The organism is Phytobacter sp. MRY16-398 (genome assembly GCF_003925915.1).
In the GTDB taxonomy this organism is placed as follows: Bacteria; Pseudomonadota; Gammaproteobacteria; order Enterobacterales; family Enterobacteriaceae; genus Phytobacter; species Phytobacter diazotrophicus.
This window is the reverse complement of the sequence record NZ_AP018757.1, coordinates 176562-193990: the sequence shown is the minus strand read 5'-3', so window position 1 is coordinate 193990 and position 17429 is coordinate 176562. Positions and strand designations below refer to the sequence as shown.

General features: G+C 56.0%; 11 protein-coding genes. All 11 read right to left on the bottom strand.

Annotated elements, in window-relative coordinates; translation table 11 throughout:
* Positions 1-723 precede the first annotated feature (723 nt).
* Positions 724-1590, bottom strand: a complete 867-nt coding sequence (gene repA, locus MRY16398_RS29980) for an incFII family plasmid replication initiator RepA (RefSeq protein WP_047368778.1) — start codon at positions 1588-1590, stop codon at positions 724-726.
* Entirely contained in the window at positions 1583-1654 is a 72-nt protein-coding gene (gene tap / locus MRY16398_RS31360; protein WP_071845819.1) for a RepA leader peptide Tap, read from the bottom strand. Before tap ends, repA (MRY16398_RS29980) begins: the two co-directional genes overlap by 8 nt.
* A 234-nt stretch (positions 1655-1888) precedes the next feature.
* Positions 1889-2143, bottom strand: coding sequence for a replication regulatory protein RepA (gene repA, locus MRY16398_RS29970; RefSeq protein ID WP_071845811.1), 255 nt, complete (start codon positions 2141-2143; stop codon positions 1889-1891).
* A 143-nt stretch (positions 2144-2286) separates the two neighbouring features.
* Positions 2287-2820: a phospholipase D family nuclease gene (locus tag MRY16398_RS29965; protein WP_047368780.1), complete on the bottom strand. Its 534-nt coding sequence runs from the start codon at positions 2818-2820 to the stop codon at positions 2287-2289.
* 111 nt (positions 2821-2931) lie between these two features.
* Positions 2932-3732, bottom strand: a complete 801-nt coding sequence (locus MRY16398_RS29960; protein WP_047368781.1) for a DsbA family protein — start codon at positions 3730-3732, stop codon at positions 2932-2934.
* A 73-nt stretch (positions 3733-3805) separates the two neighbouring features.
* On the bottom strand, positions 3806-9526 hold the full coding sequence (gene mobF / locus MRY16398_RS29955; protein WP_125125768.1) for a MobF family relaxase: 5721 nt from the start codon (positions 9524-9526) through the stop codon (positions 3806-3808).
* A complete protein-coding gene (gene traD / locus MRY16398_RS29950; protein WP_047368785.1) occupies positions 9523-12117 on the bottom strand; it encodes a type IV conjugative transfer system coupling protein TraD in 2595 nt (864 codons plus the stop codon). Before traD ends, mobF begins: the two co-directional genes overlap by 4 nt.
* Positions 12118-12295: 178 nt before the next feature.
* A complete protein-coding gene (locus MRY16398_RS29945; protein ID WP_047368786.1) occupies positions 12296-12628 on the bottom strand; it encodes a hypothetical protein in 333 nt (110 codons plus the stop codon).
* A gap of 99 nt (positions 12629-12727) precedes the next feature.
* On the bottom strand, positions 12728-15682 hold the full coding sequence (locus MRY16398_RS29940) for a YadA-like family protein (protein WP_071193745.1): 2955 nt from the start codon (positions 15680-15682) through the stop codon (positions 12728-12730).
* Between the two features lie 303 nt (positions 15683-15985).
* A complete protein-coding gene (gene traT, locus MRY16398_RS29935; RefSeq protein ID WP_047368788.1) occupies positions 15986-16717 on the bottom strand; it encodes a complement resistance protein TraT in 732 nt (243 codons plus the stop codon).
* 129 nt (positions 16718-16846) lie between these two features.
* Positions 16847-17422 (bottom strand): hypothetical protein, encoded by a 576-nt coding sequence (locus MRY16398_RS29930; protein ID WP_047368789.1) that lies wholly within the window; start codon positions 17420-17422, stop codon positions 16847-16849.
* Between the last annotated feature and the right edge of the window lie 7 nt (positions 17423-17429).

The window sequence follows — 17429 nt, the reverse complement described above, 5'->3', positions numbered from 1 at the left end:
ACGCGGTCGGAGTGGTCACGTCGAGGCTTTGCCGAAGACGGGGCGTATCTCCGCGTTAGCGGCCCGTAGGGGCGCTTACGAGCGTGTTCATCAGGACTTATAGCGAAGAGACTTACAGCAACGCCAATCGTTAGTTACATCATCCATCTTAAAAGCGATGTTGTTCCGGGCCTCCGGCCCGGGGCGGCGGCGCTTTTCAGGGTGGGAAAGGCAGAGGAGTTTCAGATTTGCACTTTCTGTTGCTCTCACAAATAGACGTATGTTGTAACTAAATACGGATTTATGCCCGTCGCATGGCGACGGGAGGTACCTGTCTTTTTCCGAACCGCGCGAGCGTTAGCTCGCTGCAGGGGCGGGCATTATCTGAGCCTGTCCACAGGGCAGGCGACGAACAGGTTATGTATTTAAATGAGAAAGAATAAAGATATTTAAAAGAAGTACAGAGCAGGGGTTTAAAAGGAACCACGCACCCTGAAACGATATCGTCTGGCACCCTGTAACGATTACGGTTGTCGCTTAATGGAAAGTTCCCTTGCAGTTATATGTCAACAAATGAAAATCGAAGACGAAAATCACACCGGCCGTTATTTTTCCGGCCATTCTGCCGCGTTCCCGAATGCGGCACAGAAGAAATCCTGCACTACGTTGTTCATATAGTGAGCGGAGCCGTGCTACAGGCGTGCGAAATCCTCCGGAGCGAACCGGATATTAAAAAAAAGGGGGTCAGGAGGTGAGCGTGGCCAGCCGCGTGTAGTTATGGCCCCGGGACATCAGCATGCGTTCTTTGACGCGTCTTGCCTGCTCCCGGCGAACGGCGTCCAGGTTACCGGTAAAACGTCCCTCAGCAATCTCACGCGTCAGCTGGCGTTTCACGATAGTCTCAATATCCCGGCGGGTACGGTCTGCATCCCGGCGGGCACGGGCACGCTTAAGGCCATGCTCCTTACGCTGAGACTGATAGCTGCGGAACCGCTCACGTACGTAACGCCAGGCTCTGGCGATCAGCTCGTCCATTTCCAGTCGCGGCAGCTGCTGCTTTTCACGTTGCTGATTTTCCCACTCCACGCGGCTGCGGCGCGCGGCCGCCACTGCCACGTCTGAAACGTCTAGCGCAGAGAAGAATGCCGGCGTGAAAGTGATATCGGTCGGGATGTTACAGCCAATCTCCGGATCATATTCGGTCTGGTAGGTAATCAGTCCCAGCTCCGCTATAAATTTCAGTGCCCGCGTGGCGCGGGTGATGGACAGATTGCCACTTTTCGATTCTGTGGCCAGGCCGCACTCAATGGCCAGATTGGTGATGGAGCGCTGGACGCGGTTGGCCAGAGGATCATAGTGAAAGGACAACCCCTGCAACAGCGCATCGATGGCGCGCCTGCGCAGTAACGGTGGCATACGGTGACGCATACCCAGCGAACGGGCAAAAGCAACGTGCATGGTAAAATCAAAACGCGATGTGAAGCCTTCGGCTTTCGCCATCAGCTTACGGCAGAACGGCAGGGTCTTTTTGCCCTCTCTCGGCGTGAAAACCGGATTCGGGTTTTTTACCTGCCGGTAAAATGAGGTGTTTTCAGGTTTCTGCTCAGTCATTCCTTCCTGCGCTTATGTTGCACAGAAGGAGCTCGCTCAGAAGGTCTTGCAGTTTTCCGGGCATAAAACTATACTCCCCGCATAGAGCAACAGCTTCTATGCAGTTTCTAAGGACCCCGTTAATCTTCTTATCCGCCAAGATTTGGAAAGATTATCGGGGTTTTGTCTTTTCTGGTTCCGGGTAGACACCTCATCAGAACCAGATCCCTGCCACCTTATGGCGTGGCCAGCCAGAATTCATAAACGATCTGCAATCTATCACTTCAACGGGCATACGACAAGAAAGTAATACCATTACCTATTTATCGAGCTCATCAAATGCCTGTTGTAATAAGCGTTCTATATACTCTGCCTGAGTCAGACCAGCTTTCTCACACTCAACTACAAGCCTGTCTTTAATAGCGTTTCGCAGATAAATCTTCAGCTCTTTATGCGTAAGTTTTTTTCTGGCCACTGCAGCCTGCTGTTTCTCAGAGGCCGACATAGGGCTTCCTTTACGATAAGGTCGCTTGGTCTTTGTTGAGGTAGTGGCTGCATTTAAAGGCTGCGACATCTCTGCCTCCACAGGATCAAAAAAGGATCAATTGGCAGAGAATACTACAGTTATCTGAAATCAGCGACTTAACTTTACCGACGCTGTGACCCGCGTTGGCGCGCGGGTTCACGGGTTGAGATGAGTGATACAGGTGTTATGAATCAGTACGAGGGATGCCAGTCGGCACCGGCATCCCAGCGGGACTGCCAGTGCGCCAGGTAAGTCTGTGCCAGAGACGGCATATCCCGTACAACCAGTGCATTCTCGGAATTGGTGTTAGCGGCGCTGCGTGTGTAGTTAAACGACCCCAGCTCCACGTTCTGCCCGTCGGTGATGATCACTTTGTCGTGCATAATTTTGTACTGTCCGTTGGTCCGTAGCGGAATGCCGGCACTGGCCACGACGTTCATCGCGGCCTGGCTGGCTTTGCCGAGGTTACCTTTTTCGTCCACCACGACCCGGACGTCCACGCCCCGGCGTTTCGCGGCAACGAGTGATTTCACAACGTCCGGAGATGTGAAGCTGTAGCCCATCAGGCGGATACTGTCGTGCGCGTCGTCCAGCGTCCGGATGACCAATTGCTCTGCACTCCCCTCGGGTGAAAAACCAACATCGACAGAGGGGGTGGCCAGAGCAACACCGGTTGATGTCATCAGCCACATGACCGTGGCGACGCCTGCTATTCTGAATCTCATATCTCTTCCTTTTTCATCATTCCGGCGGATGCTGGCCGGATTAATAACCTGCTGTGTCTTTTTATAGTGCGGCACATTACCGGCATACTGCCTGGCTCCGGTGCCATACTCTTATTTCCCTTTCGCCCTGGCAATGGCCTGCTGCATCACTGCCTCGCTGACCACACCAGGGAGTACGGTGGTGTTTTCCGGGGTGGCATTCTCTGCCGGCATAACGATGATCCCCGGCGTTCCGGTCAGTCCCAGCACACCGGCCAGTTCATCATTGCTTTTGATGAGCGTATCGGACTGAGCGTAACTGTTCACATCTTCCGGCCCGGCCCCGGCCGCAGACGCCACTGACTCAATATCCTGTGCCGTCAGGTGGCCCTCATTATGACCGGTACGGTAAATCCCGTTGTGATACGCCATATACGCCTCTGCGCTCTGTTTGCGGAAAATAGCCAGTCCGCGTCGCGAAGCCTGTGTTGACTCCGCATAACGTGAGGCAAAAATCGTCCAGTCCCGGAAGACAAACCGCACGTCCGGGCTGGCTTCCATCACTTTCTCCATGACCGGTGCCATCGCGCTGCAGGCGATACACTCATAGTCGAAAAATTCCGTCACAATCACCGCAGAATTGGCCGGTCCTTTTACCGGCACGCCATCGAGCTGCATCAGCAGGCGATGCGATGCTACTGCTGCCTGCACATAAGCCTGATTACGCTTCTGCGCCTGACGGGCCTGCAGTTTCTGACTCACCTCGATGAGCACGTCCGGATGCGCAACCAGGTAATCGGCGGCGATTTCACCGATGCGGTCCTGCTGCGCGGCCGTGAAGTCAGTTCCGTCTGCAGCAGAAGCAGGAACAGAAGAAATGAGCGTGCTCATGGCCAGCATCAGGATGGCCACGTTGATGGGGGATTTTTTCATGTTTGTCTCGTGTATGCTGCAGGAATCCCTGCAGGATAAGTGATGCGGCCTCCGGAAATGCCGGCCGCACGGATTAACGTTCTTTCTGAATATGTCGGGTGATTTCAGGTGTCGGGAGTTCACGTTCTGGCTCCCGGCCACGGGTTTCTGCTGGCATCTGCGGCTGCGCCTCTCGCGCCAGTTCACGGGCGGCGCTCTCCACCGCCTTAGACGACACGGTGACGGAGATTTCATTGTCAGCGGCCCGCGTCCGTCCCAGCTCATCCTGTACCTGCCTGACCACCGATGCGGGAATGATTACCCCATCCGGCGTATCAGCAGGCAGCGAGATACCCCGGGGCAGACCGCTACCGGAAAGGGCATTCAGAACAGCGCTGATCGCCGCATCCGGTGCTGCACGGTCATCCCGGGCAAGGACCTCTGACGCCTGTCTCACTAATGCGCTGTAATCGGGTGAAGTTTCCCCCGGAAGAGCAGGTAACTTAGCCTGAATGGTTTCCGCCAGCCGTGCAGCCAGCTCTGCTGTCAGCGCTGCTTTTTCCAGTCCGTCAGCACGTTGCTGCGTGATTTCTCCCGTTCTGATTTCCGGTAACGCTGTGGCTTTATTCAGGGCGTCAAGCGCATGACGGAGTGCCGCACGGTCATCCGGTACGGGGACATCTGATGGCAACCGGCTGAGAAAGTCCTGCAACTCCGCCCGCACAAGGCTGAGCAGTGTCGCATCCGGACGTTTGGCCTGTTCATGCTGGCCGCCGGCCACTCTGAGCAACTGAGCCGACGGAGACTGCCTGCCGGTTAGCAGCAGCACCCCCACATCAGGCTTATCCCGCGCGGCGGCCAGTCCCTGTGCCAGATCGCTGACGATAAGGGTTTCACCGCTGCGGCTTTTCTGCAGGATGGCTGCCTGTGCGCTTTCCGTGGCCAGTTGCCGGGTTTTCCCGGGCGAAATGACACCTTTTTCATGGAGGAGCGGAACCAGCGTCAGCCCGGCGGCTTTGCCGTTACCGTCAAACGCTGGCAGTGCAAGGTGCGGCTGCGGGTATTTCCGCGTGGGCGGAATAATCCGGGCCGTTACGGACGCGTCGGCAAGCCCCTGGCCTTTCAGAAATGCACGGCCGATAGCCGTTTTTGACACCGTTTTCCCCATTGCCCAGATGCTCCGGGCCTGCTTACGTTCAGTCTCGGGTGACAGGGCGTCATGCGCCGTTTTAATCCCCTTATCCTCCCGTGTGAGTGCCTCCACCCACTTCTGGAGACTGTCGGTATACACCTGAACATGCTCCTTTGCCCTGGACAGACTGATGTAAAAGGCCCGCATGCCACTCATCACACCACGCCGCCCCAGCGCACTCTCCAGCGCGATGACGAAACGGCTGCTGGCAGCCTGCGCGCCGTACCCGGTGACGGCCCACGCATAATCGATGTGCCTGTCAGCCTGAATCTCTCCCGGATTGATGACCTTCTCCCCTGCGGCACCACTGAGCACAATATCGCCGTTATCCCACAATGCCGACACGCGGTACTGTTCGTGTGCCGCGTGGCCCATATCCCGCCGGGTCTTGCTCATCCTGATGCTGTCTCCGGTACGAAGCTCCAGTTTCTCCTGTCTGAAGACCTCAATTTCGGTGGCATTCAGTTCAGCAGGCGAGTAGTAGCGCATCCTGCCCTCTTCATCCCGCAACAGGACATTCTTTGTGCCCCGGTCAACACCCGTCACCGTGAGGTAACGTTCGCTGGCCAGCACCACCTGCCCCGTCTGCCAGGCATCAATACGGTTAAAGTCATGCCGCCCGCCACTGACACGCTCCAGTACCGGTACCACAACAACCCTCTCACCGAGTTCTTTTGCGTCGACCATCGCCTGGTGAATGCCGGCATTGACCGCACGCCGGTCGTCATTAAGCGAGACCACAATAAGCGTTTCTTCGCGCGCCGCAGGCGTCCGGCTCATATAGTCGCTGACAATCGCATCAATCACCGTGGGACCGGGCTGCAGGTATCCGTTTTCATCCTTTTGCGGTGGGGGGATCTCGGTTACCGATCGTGCCGGTACCGGAGAACCTGACTGGCGCGGAACGGCGCCCGGTGACACCCGGTCAATCTTCTCTAAGGCAGCCACGGCTTTGTTCTCAATGACGCTGTAGACTGCACCGCGCAGGTCATCATTAAGCTGACGTTTAATTTCCTTCATCACGGCAATGTCGATTGGGCTGCGCTCCTGAAGAAGCCGGAACGGTGAACCGCTTTCCGGAGACTCCAGCTGTGCCACGTCACCGACCATCACGGCGCGGCCATTGCCCGCCGCGATGGCGCGTAAGGCTTCTGCCGTGTCCTGGTTACCCAGCATGGAGGCTTCATCGATCAGAAACAGGGAGTTGTGATAACTGACCTGCTCCCCGGCCGCCGTTCGCTGCTGCCAGTCCATCAGGAAGGATTTCATGGTCTGGCCGTCGATGCCGATACCCCGCATCTCCTTCACCGCACGGTGTGTCGGCCCCAGCCCGATGATGACCGGACGTACCGGCGCTGGCAGAGTATCAATGGCCGTTTTCACCGCGTTAAATTGTGTGGTTTTACCCACACCGGCGTACCCCTGCACCGCCGTAAAGCGATCGGTACTCTGCAGGATAAGGGAGGAGGCTTCACTCTGGCCGGCAGTCAGGGTGGCAGGCAGAACCGCTGCGGGATCACCCATCAGTGGTGCCACGGTATTTTTACCGGCTTCCACCTCCCGGATGATGGCTTTTTCCATCTCCCAGGTGACCCGCGCAACATAGCGGACCTCACCTCCCCAGGGCACTTTAATGAGTTCACCTTCACTCGCAAGACGCGCAATTTCGCCAGTCAGTCCCTCTGTGGAACCGAGAAAACCGGCCGCCTTTTCCGTCAGCAGCGCGGAAGAAAACGCCACCTCACGCATGTTGGCCACTGCGCGCGATACCGCTTTCTCCACATCCGTCAGCAGACCGGTTTTCAGCGCACTGATGGCTTCACCGGCGTCCTCCCGGCCACTCAGCTGACGCACCAGTGCAAGGGGAGATCGGTTGTCACGCAGTCGCGCCAGCTTTTCCTCTGCCCTGTCCTGCGCCTCACCGGTAAAGATCTCCGCCACGTGCCCCGACTGGGCCAGCATGTTTATCATGTTCGCCGACAGATCGCGCATACTCAGCGAGGCCAGCACGGTCCCGTGTTCATTATCCCGGCTGCCCGGTGCACTGACATAACCGTGCGTGACGTAAAGCGGCGCATCCGTCCCCAGACGAAGCGGTTTCTTTTGCCCCTCCCGCTGTACGGTCAGTTCCCCCTCGCCGACGGCGGTCACCGTAAGACGGTCGCGGGCTTTCAGCCCGGCAGACCTGTCGCCGGCCAGCGCAAACAGCTGCTCACCCTGCGCCACACTCAGTTCACTCTGTGTGAACAGACGCCAGTCACCGCTGAGCGTACTCAGTTTCACCCGGCTCAGCACACCGTCACTGTCAATCAGCGACAGCATACGGGTGTCTTCGTGCACCCTGTCGATAACATAATGACGGGTCTCATCCTTCTCTGTCCGGTCTTCCAGCACCATGCCGGCACGGTAGGTTCCGGGCAGTTTACGCGTCCTGGTGTTCACAAAAACCGGGGTGCGTGCCTGGATCGTGACGGTATCCTGTCCCAGTTTACCGGCGTTCTGCAGTGCTTCACGGATGGCGCCGGTCAGTTGCAGCTGTTCACGGACACCCGCCACTACCGCCGTGACCGGACTGTCCGGTCCGCTCAGTTCCGCAAAGCGCTCAGCCAGTACCTGCTGGCGTTCCCGTTTGTCCTGAATACTGATGACCCGGGCTTCCAGTTCGGATGACGGCGCAGTGAGGCTGAAGCGTTCGGCGCCTGCAGAGGCCAGTACTGAAAGCGCACTGGCATCCGACTGGCGACCCGCGCTGTCCAGGAACAACAGCTGGGCATTTTTCTCTCTCGCCTCGCCCGTAAGAACCAGCATCTCTTTCAGCCCCAGCTTTTCCGCCCCCTCAACGATGAGTGTGCTCTGTATGCCCAGGCTGAAAGAACTGTCCAGCACACGGCTGCGTGACAGGATGTCATTTTTCAGCAATGGGGATTTACCGAGGCTCAGCGCGCGTTCCGCTGAACTGGCCAGCACCCTGACCTCCCGTCTCTGTTCACGTGACATTGTCACCAGTTCTTCGGCGGTTTCGCGCAGACGCTGTACCGATGCCGGCGCATTCAGTATGGCCACGGGGATGCGGGACGCTTTCTGCAGATGCGCAGGCGGCTCTTTTGCTGTGGGCCTGAAACTGACGACTTTGTTCTCTTTCAGTATGTCTGCCGTCAGCGACTGCACGGACAGCTCATCCAGCAGGTGAATATGTGAGGTGAAGACGCCCTTTTCACCATCAAGCGGCGTAAGCAGATCTTCACTGATAGCCTGTCCGATGGCACGGCGCAGGTCCGGCAGAGACTGCTGCATTTCGCCGGATTCGTGTGCCGTCAGAAGAAGGTCGCCGTAAGTAAAACGGGTACGTGTGTCACTCAGAACAGAGATGGCATTGCGCACCGCCGCCATCGCTTCCGGAATATCCGGTAATGTCTCTTCCGGTGCCGACAGTATGGCCTCCCGGGCTTTTGCCTCGTTAATCACGCTCCCGATATCGAAACCGACATCGTCCATCTGTCGCTGCCAGCGCTCACGCAGGCGCGCACGTCCGTCGGCCGTTTCAGGTTTGACGATTGGCGCATCCGGCTCCCTGACAGATTCCTGCTCCGGCTGTTCCACGGTTACCGGACTCACACTCCGGGGGGCGGTCACCTGCGGTGCCTCTCCGGATACGTGGTGATACTCTGCCGCCGCCGGTGTTCTCCCTGCCGTTACGGACACGTCTGCCTCCCGTCTGTCAGGTGACGGAACGGGACTGCTCTCAGACTTCTCCCGACGGCCCTTATCTTTTTCTGTCTGCGGCAGACTGTCCTCGCCGTAGCGACTGATATCCTGCTTGCGCTGGCGCGTATCGAGCGCCGCCACATCGCGACTTTTCAGTGAGGCTTCGTCACCCACGCGGGCGACAATCTCCCGGTGGCGGGAAGAGAATTCCTCGATCACTTCCCGCGAAAAGCCTTTCACTTCCCATAACCCGTGTGGCCCCCCGGTCAGTTCGGTCTCATACCCTATCGCCTCGGTCTTTCCCTTCATGATGTTCCGGTAAATTTTTCCGTAGATAACCTGGTTGCGATAGACCGTCTCGATAAACCCTGCGCCGTGAATGGTGTCCGTGGCCAGTGCTTTCCATTTACCGTCGAGCTCCGTCACGTTGGCCACTACCGCATGCGTATGGATTTCCGGGTCAAGGTTACGTGACGTGTCGTGCGTGAACAGCGCGGCCACCATCTTGCCGGTGGGAACAATACGGGTCACCCCCTCCTTTGTGTCACGGGCGCTCACCATCTGTTCCATGACAGCCAGCGTTTCCCTGACGGCGTCGTGATGCGCCTCCAGCAGACGTTTGTCGCCGCCCGCGAGGATCAGCATTGAGACACTCTTGGGGGCGGAAAAGGTAAAATCGTGTCCCGGACGATGGACATGGCTGCCCTGCACCTCTTTCCCCAGCTCAGTGCCGTTGGGGAGTTTGCCGTGCAGGATTGCGGTGAACGTATCAAGGTCGACCGGCCCCTCCAGTCCCAGTTCTCTCGCCCCTTCACCCAGCCACTGCGTGGGCATGTCGTCCAGAAAATAGTAGTTATCCTTGCTGCTGTAGTAACTGGCAGCGTCGGCGGCCGAGGCCACCGGAGCAGGCGTCATCATCGTTCATATCCTCCGGGATCAAGGTGTTCCTGCATTTCCTGATACGCCTCGTAGTCGTCACGATGACGGAGAATGTTCTTTTCCTCGTCCGCCATGCTTCTGTTCGCGTCGCTGTAGCGCCCTGCGTCGTCTTCCTCAGTGCGTTCAGGTTCGGCCTTGTGGTATCCGGCGCTTCGCACCGTCAGCGTTCCTGCGTCATCTTTTTCCATCTGCATATGCAGCTCGGGGGCTTCACCCTGTGCCGCACTGTCAGCAGCGTCAGCATCACTGTCTGTAACCGGCTTGCCGGCGCGTCTGGCCAGCATGTCCAGCGCACTGAATCCCGTCTTAACGGACGCCGGGGCGACCGGAGGCACAACCGGCTCAGGAGGCGCTGGTACTTTTTCCGGCTCGGGCGCTTTTTGCGGCTCAGAAGGTGGTTGTGCGGTCCTGATACTGGCGGCAGGCGCTGGCCGGGCGACAGGTTGCGGGAATGGCCATACGTTTGAAGGCGGTGGTTCGCTGGCACTGACCGGCTCTGATACGGGGCGCACAGGCGGGGCTTCTGGCCCGTGAGTGTCGGTTGTCTGCTCCTGCGTCAGCGGGATAACGGAAGCAGGACGTGGCGGCGCTTTTTCGGGTACCGGCTTCGGTGTTGACGCCTTACCCGGTTTTTGTACCGGCGGCTTTACGGGTGTTTCAGTGGCCGGAATAGCGGAGGGAACCTGCGGTAACTCAGCACGGGTTGTTTCCGTTCCTTCCAGTATTTCTTCACCCGTCGGGAAACGAATCCCCGCAGCGGCAGCGCTGCGTTCATTGCCGGCAATAATGCTCTCCAGGACAGGACTCAGGCGGTCATGGAAATCGCGTTCGATAAGTGCGGGGTGATATTTCTTCTGCCTGCGATATTTGAGACTGAGTTTCACGACCGGATACTCACCCGGGAGGCGAATGTAAAACCGCAGGTTCGGCATTTTCATGACCTGGTCATAGTCCACAACCGGCTCGTTGACCTTATCCTTACTGATGGAGATACCGTCACGAACCTGGTCAAGACCGTAACTGTTCTGTTCACGGGCTTCACGCCGGCGCTGATGGCCAAGCTCCTCCTCCACCATCTTCGCGACCTCAGCACTCGGTGAACGTCCATACGCGCGGGTGTTAAGCAGGTCGAAAATGGCTTTGGCCATCTCGCGGCCATAAATGTGGATTAACTGGGGGATGTTCTGCACGCCCAGCACAAAACAGCCGCCAAACTTACGGGCCTCAGCCAGTGTCTCATTCAGTTCAGGGATTTTTTGCAGGCTGGCTATCTCATCGCCGATGAACCACACACGGCGTTCACTGTCCTCACCCATGCTCTGGAGCAATAACGTAGCCAGAGAAAGCCACATGGAAATCAGCGGACGTACGGCCTTGCGATGACGGGCCGTCGTGGAAATAAACAGCCAGCTGTCGTTGTACTGTTCACTGGTCATCCATTCACGGATGCTGAACTCAGGTTTGCCCTCTTTATCCAGCCCCTGCAGATACCGCAGTGATTTGGCATAGTTGGTTAACACGGAACGGATAGAGATGGCGGTCTTTTCTATCTTTTCCTCAACCAGGTTGGCTGACGGCGTATTCCTGAGAAATTCACGCAAGCTCTTGAGGTCGATAGACAGCAGGGTTTTCAGGAACTTCTCGATGCTACGATCCGGGTCGTTCGCGAACTGCATTGCGCCATCACTGAAGATGGTCCGGGAGGAGGACACCCAGAACGGGTCGGAATCCCCTTCCACCGGCATCAGGGCCGCCGTCATGTTTTCGTAATCAACCACGTCCCGGCATTCCCGCCACAACACCCAGTTTTCACAGCGTTTGTCGTGCGCACAGAGGATTTTGTCACGCCGCTCATCGTAGTGTGTCTCGATGAAGGTGCCACCGGAGTCATAGATAATCGCGCGGTCGCCACGCCGGCGAATGTAGTCCAGCAGCCAGCGAATCAGGGTGGACTTACCTACGCCAATCGTGCCGTGAATAAGAAAGTTCATCACCTCTGCATCTTTGACCATGTAGAGGCCGCCTATCTGCAGATCCGACTTTTCACCGGCTTTTTTGAGTAACCGGTTAACCTCCCGGGGCTTGTCGGTCAGCGTCATGCCCGAGATGAACTCATCCTCACTCTCTTTTTTGCCAATACGGCCCACGTACCAGGCGATAAGGCACCAGAGCAGAAAGGCCACCAGGCCGCAGGCTGAGGCAATGAATCGCAGATTTGCCATAAACTGGCTGCCCATTTCCTGCATCCACGGGTCAGCCAGTAGCTGTGCCGGCGTCATCTTCGTGGTACACAGCCGGCTGCCATCACCGCAGTGCCAGGTAATATCCCATGTCGCGGTGGTACTGCCCGGCGACAGCCCCAGTAACGAATGGGTGGGCCAGGCTGACCAGTACCAGAAGCCATTACGCAGGACATCGTCTGTCGTGGTAAGCCAGAACAGCACGCAGGTCGACACAATGAACAGCATCAGCATCCAGTGGAAAATCCAGTTGCTGACCTGGCCGAACATCCGCAGGCGATAGGCCGTCATCTGGCCGCCCTGCGTCAGGTATTTAGGGGTAAAGCTCATACGACACTCCGGATAATGCGCAGGGGTAATCCGCCCGTGTGAAACGGGCCGACAGTCTGTACAAGGGAATTAAGTATGTGGGCCGGGACCGGCCCGAAGGGGCTGATTATAAGGCGCGATGTGACGTCTTAATCTCGCTTCATCTTTCAGATTCCGCGCCCCGTTCCGTTCATTACCTTCAGACCGGACGGCGCAACAGATGAAAGATACGTTTAGCCGTGCGTTGTGCGTCATTCAGAATGCCGACCGTCAGAAAGGTCAGCATGGAGGCCAGGGCACTGACAGCGATGAAAAACAGAATAAACACCATCAGGTTCGTCAGCCCCGTCCAGTTCCACGCGCCAGCCCCGGCATCCTGCAGGACGGTCGAGTAGCTGAACAGGACTGAATTCTTGGCCAGCCATTTGATCACTGGCGCACCAAACTGTTCGGTCAGGAATGCCATCCAGGCGGACAGGACGAAAATGAAAAACATGACTTTTATTGATGTACTCATAAATGTTTTTTGCATGGGAATGTTCCTTAAAAATCAACAAAGCGTGTTCTGTTGCTTTTGGTGAAGCGAGGACTGAAAAAGGGATGAGTGCTGACAGGGAACGCGAATGAATACCTACCAGCCGACAGCGAGGCCACCGGCCACGCCTACCGCCTGGCTGGAATCCCATGTCAGGCTGACGCGCGCATTAACCCTCGGGCTTAACTGCCGCTGAATGCCACCGGCAATGGCCGTTTCACCCCGGTATGATCCGATGGCCATCCCGAAACTGTTGTCGACGTCTTTAGTCAGATAGGGAATATTTGTCAGTGCCATCACGCCGGCGATACCGGCATTGGCGCGACGTTCATTACGGTTAACCCGGTCATTGAGTTCGCTGAAGCGCTGGTTGGTATAGTTGCCGGCGCTGGCAAGCGTGTTCGCATCACCTGCAATGCGGGCGTCATGCTCACTGGCTACCAGGCTGTCTGTCCGGGAGTTGATGGCTGTTTCCCGCTGGTCTGTATACGCTTTTGCGCTGCCCAGCGTCTGCCGGTCCCCCTCGATACGGGCCAGTTGTTCTGTATCCATCATTTTGTCTGTTCGTTTGTTTATCGCCGTTTCACGGGTGTCGGTGTAACTCCGGGCACCGCTGAGCGTCCGGGCATCACCACTTTCCCGGGCCTGCTGCTCGCTGGCTATCAGGCCGTCGGTCCGCTGGTTAATGACCGTTTCCCGCGTATCGGTATAGCTTTTCGCACTGTTCAGCGTGGCGGCATCCCCGTTCTGGCGCGCCTGCTGCTCGGCGGCCATCAGGCCATCCGTCCGCTGGTTGATGGCCGTTTCCCGGGTGTCGGTATAGCTTTTTGCACTGCCCAGCGTTGCTGCGTCACCTGCGTCACGGGCCTGCCGCTCGGTGGCCATCAGGCCGTCCGTCCGCTGGTTGATGGCCGTTTCCCGGGTGTCGGTATAGCTTTTTGCACTGCCCAGCGTTGCTGCGTCACCTGCGTCACGGGCCTGCTGCTCGGCGGCCATCATGCCGTCTGTCCGCTGGTTGATGGCCGTTTCCCGGTTGTCTGTGTAACTTTTTGCACTGTTCAGGGTGGCGGCGTCTCCGTTCTGGCGCGCCAGTTGCTCTGTGGCCATCAGAGTGTCAGTGCGCTGGTTGATCGCAGACTCACGGGTGTCGGTGTAGGTATTGGCTGCCGAGAGTGTTTCCGCATCACCGGCAATACGCTGCGATTTTTCGTCCGCAACCAGTCCATCAGTCCGGGCATTGATCGCCTGTTCCCGGGCGTCGGTATAGCTGTTTGCGGTACTGATTGCGACGGCAGTCTGCTGGTCATTGTAATTACCTGATTTTGCGAGGTTGTCAGCATCGCCGGTTATCCGATCACTTTTCTCCTGGGCCAGCAGAGTATCAACGCGGCTGTTAATGACCTGTTCGCGTGCATCGGTATATCCCTTTGCACTGTTCAGCGTGGCAGCATCGCCGGCCTGGCGTGCCTGTAACTCGGTAGTGAGGAGACTGTCAGTCCGGGTGTTGATCGCTTCCTCACGAATATCGGTGTAGCCCGTCGCGCTGTTCAGCGTGCTCACGCTGCTGCTCTGACGTGCCTGTTGCTCTGTGGCCAGCAGAGTATCAGTCCTCTGGTTGATAGCCGTTTCACGTGTGTCGGTGTAGCTCGTCGCGCTGTTCAGCGTGGCCGTATTTCCGCTCTGGCGCGCCTGCTGTTCGGTGGCCATCAGGCTGTCAGTCCGCTGGTTTATCGCAGCCTCGCGGGTATCAGTGTAGCTGTTCGCACTGTTCAGCGTGGCCGTATTTCCGTTCTGGCGTGCCTGTTGCTCGGTGGCCATCAGGCTGTCCGTCCGCTGGTTAATCGCAGCTTCGCGGGTGTCGGTGTAGCTGTTCGCACTGTTCAGCGTGGCCGTATTTCCGCTCTGGCGTGCCTGCTGTTCAGTGGCCATCAGGCCGTCAGTCCGGGTATTGATGGCGGTTTCACGGGTGTCGGTGTAGCTGTTCGCTGTGCTCAGTGCAACGGTGGCCGCATCGTGCAGCTGCTTCACATTCACGGCATCGGTGTCTGCCGTTCCGGTAGCGACATTCGTTAACTGGCGCTCATTGCCGGTGCTGCCAAATGACACGCTGCCTGCCCGGCTTCCAACAGAGTTATACCCAATTGCAACCGCGCCATTGCTGGCGTTTGCGTTCTGCCCGATAGCAATAGAATTGGCATCTTTTACTGTGGTTGTCGTACCAATACCAATGGCATCATCGGCATAGCTCATCTGGCTGCCAAAGCCGATAAGAATACCGCCACTGTCATGTTCGCCGCCGGTGATGGTGTTGTTATTGCCGAGGATAGCGGAGTTGCTGCCGGCACTGACCGTATTGCTGTTTCCGGTAATACTGGTGCCGTCAGCGCTGGAGCTGAAACTGGTCGCTGAAAGGTCTTTAACCGTATTATTCGAGCCAAAAATATTGCTGCTTGTTGCCTCAACAACCGTATTGCCGTTACCGATGGCATTGATACCGTCAGACTGAACACTGCTGCTGTAGCCGAATATGTTATTGTAATTACCCGAAGAGGTAATATAGGACCCGGTCAGGTTGGTTGAAATGCCGGTGGTTCTGAGTTCATTGCCCAGCGTAATATTATTTGTCCCGGTCGCATTAATCGTAAAACCAAACGCGCCATTCCCCGATCCATCAATCGTTATCCCTGAACCAAACGCATTTATGTTCCCGTTTTTTGTATTATTATTGTCGCCAAAAACATTCGCATATGTATTAGCCAGTTGGTTATTCTGCCCCATCACATTCACGTCGCCACTGTTTACGACGTTGGCCGAACCCATAATTTCTGAGCAACTGAGATTATTGACGGTGTTGTAACTGCCGTAAATATCTGAGACGGAGTCAGGAGAAGTACAGCCATAACTGGCCCAGGGGCCTGAAAAAGTCGAGACGTTTCCGTCACCGAAAAATGTCAGTCGCGTCTGTGACGGATCTTTAGTATTGGCCGCATGAGCAGAAAAGCAGATCACACCGACAACAATCAGTGCTATTTTGCTGAACGTAGTTTTCATTGGGTATTCCTGAAATGCTGAACGGGGTTATCTGAGAGGGCTACAGGCGGGGCGTGCTGGAACACGCTCCGCCATCCCCATAATCTGGCCGGGTGGAAGAGTTTGTGGGTCAGGCGTAATTCAGGGTTGGGTTTTCATCCACAGGCGCTCGCCGCAACCATGACAGGGCAACGCGCTGTCATGGGAGGAAGCGAAATATCCCCGAAATAACATCATGCACTTACGCTACCAGCCCGGAGACGAGCACGGTGGACGTTCAGAATGACGAAAGAAGGTTTGTGGCGGACACCACAACCCGGGATGTCAAAGGATGCCGGCGATAGATTTGGCCAGTTGCGCTTCAAGTACCGGTTTCGCTTCTTCGAATTTGAGATTCACCTTGTTCGCGTTCGATACCACGCGGGTCTGGTATTTCGTGCGGTTGCCCTGCTCCGTGCTGGTCTGCACTTTAACCCCTGAAGTACCCTGTTTGAGCGCAGCCACATTACTGGTCGTCACAGGCGCTTTACTGCGTTCTGATATCTGCAGATCGGTCACCATTGTGTAATTCACGTCCTCAACCATTGCATCTGCGGCCATACCGACCAGACCCGTAGCCAGCCCGACGCCGAGCGTGGTACCCGCAGACCCGGTGTTATAGGCGGCAATACCCGCCCCCAGTGCCGCTGCGGTTGCACCCCCTTCATAGCCGCTGCTGAGAAATCCCTGGGACTGGCGCAGATCCATTTTTTCAGCTTTGAGCACACTGGCCTGTACCCAGAAATAAGCAGTATCAGATGAGGGCGTAACACGGTAGCCTTTCGCTGTCAGTTCTGACGCTATCTGCGACTGTAATCCCGACATATCCTTATCAGACGTATTCCGCACCTGAATAAAGACTGTCTTTTCAGACGTTGGCTCCAGCCAGATGGTTTCGCTCATCTGAGTTTTGACATCAAGGTCACGCTTTTTGATTGCAGTGCTCATGGCACCACAACCGGATAGCAAAAAGCAGGCAGCAGTCATCGCTGCCACGAGAGCATGGCGGTGTTTCATGGATGTATCCTTTTTGATGATAAAAACGGAACCAGCGCACCTGGGGAGGCACGCTTTTTCAATAGGTATTATTCGGGGAGAACCCTTCCTTCAGGAGTGCGGAAGGGCGCTGTAACAAAGAAAGATGGATTAAATCTTTTTGAGCAGATTACTGACTTTCTCGAGCGCTACTCCCGCACCGAGGCGGTTAATTTCCATTCCTACAACAATATTGACGATAAAAAATAAAGCAGCCTCAGAAGCTGGAACACCAAAAGCAAGCCAGGGAATGAAAGCACACAATAGTGTTGAAAGAAGCATCACTCCTAAAAAGAAAACTACAACTTTCTTAACAACCTTCTTCAAGTGCCTCAAAACTAATGATTTCTCCCGAACTTCATTAGAGATAGTAAGATACAATATAAGGTTGTTGTAAGTCATGAAGGAAAAAAGCAGTCCAATAATTACAGTCGGTGCAATTACTACCCACCCTTCCGATGTTAAAAAATTAAAAAAGCCATCAGAATATAAATTCTTATACCGGTGCGAATCCACAAGGTAAAAAACTAATGTGCTTACTAAACTGAGAATGAGTGACACTACTGGTATAAAGAAACACCTTCTAAGCAAGTCTGAATTAGAAGGAATAATTCTATTTCCTGACGAAATATTGTCAGCAAGCATAGCTATATCTGCATCAATTTCGGTTTTTGTGAAATTACCCATATTCCCT

Coding starts and splice junctions, on each gene's coding strand:
- MRY16398_RS29940 (WP_071193745.1), bottom strand. CDS start 15,682: ATGAAAACTACGTTCAGCAAAATAGCACTGATTGTTGTCGGTGTGATC.
- traT (WP_047368788.1), bottom strand. CDS start 16,717: ATGAAACACCGCCATGCTCTCGTGGCAGCGATGACTGCTGCCTGCTTT.
- MRY16398_RS29945 (WP_047368786.1), bottom strand. CDS start 12,628: ATGCAAAAAACATTTATGAGTACATCAATAAAAGTCATGTTTTTCATT.
- mobF (WP_125125768.1), bottom strand. CDS start 9,526: ATGATGACGCCTGCTCCGGTGGCCTCGGCCGCCGACGCTGCCAGTTAC.
- repA (WP_047368778.1), bottom strand. CDS start 1,590: ATGACTGAGCAGAAACCTGAAAACACCTCATTTTACCGGCAGGTAAAA.
- MRY16398_RS29960 (WP_047368781.1), bottom strand. CDS start 3,732: ATGAAAAAATCCCCCATCAACGTGGCCATCCTGATGCTGGCCATGAGC.
- MRY16398_RS29930 (WP_047368789.1), bottom strand. CDS start 17,422: ATGGGTAATTTCACAAAAACCGAAATTGATGCAGATATAGCTATGCTT.
- traD (WP_047368785.1), bottom strand. CDS start 12,117: ATGAGCTTTACCCCTAAATACCTGACGCAGGGCGGCCAGATGACGGCC.
- repA (WP_071845811.1), bottom strand. CDS start 2,143: ATGTCGCAGCCTTTAAATGCAGCCACTACCTCAACAAAGACCAAGCGA.
- MRY16398_RS29965 (WP_047368780.1), bottom strand. CDS start 2,820: ATGAGATTCAGAATAGCAGGCGTCGCCACGGTCATGTGGCTGATGACA.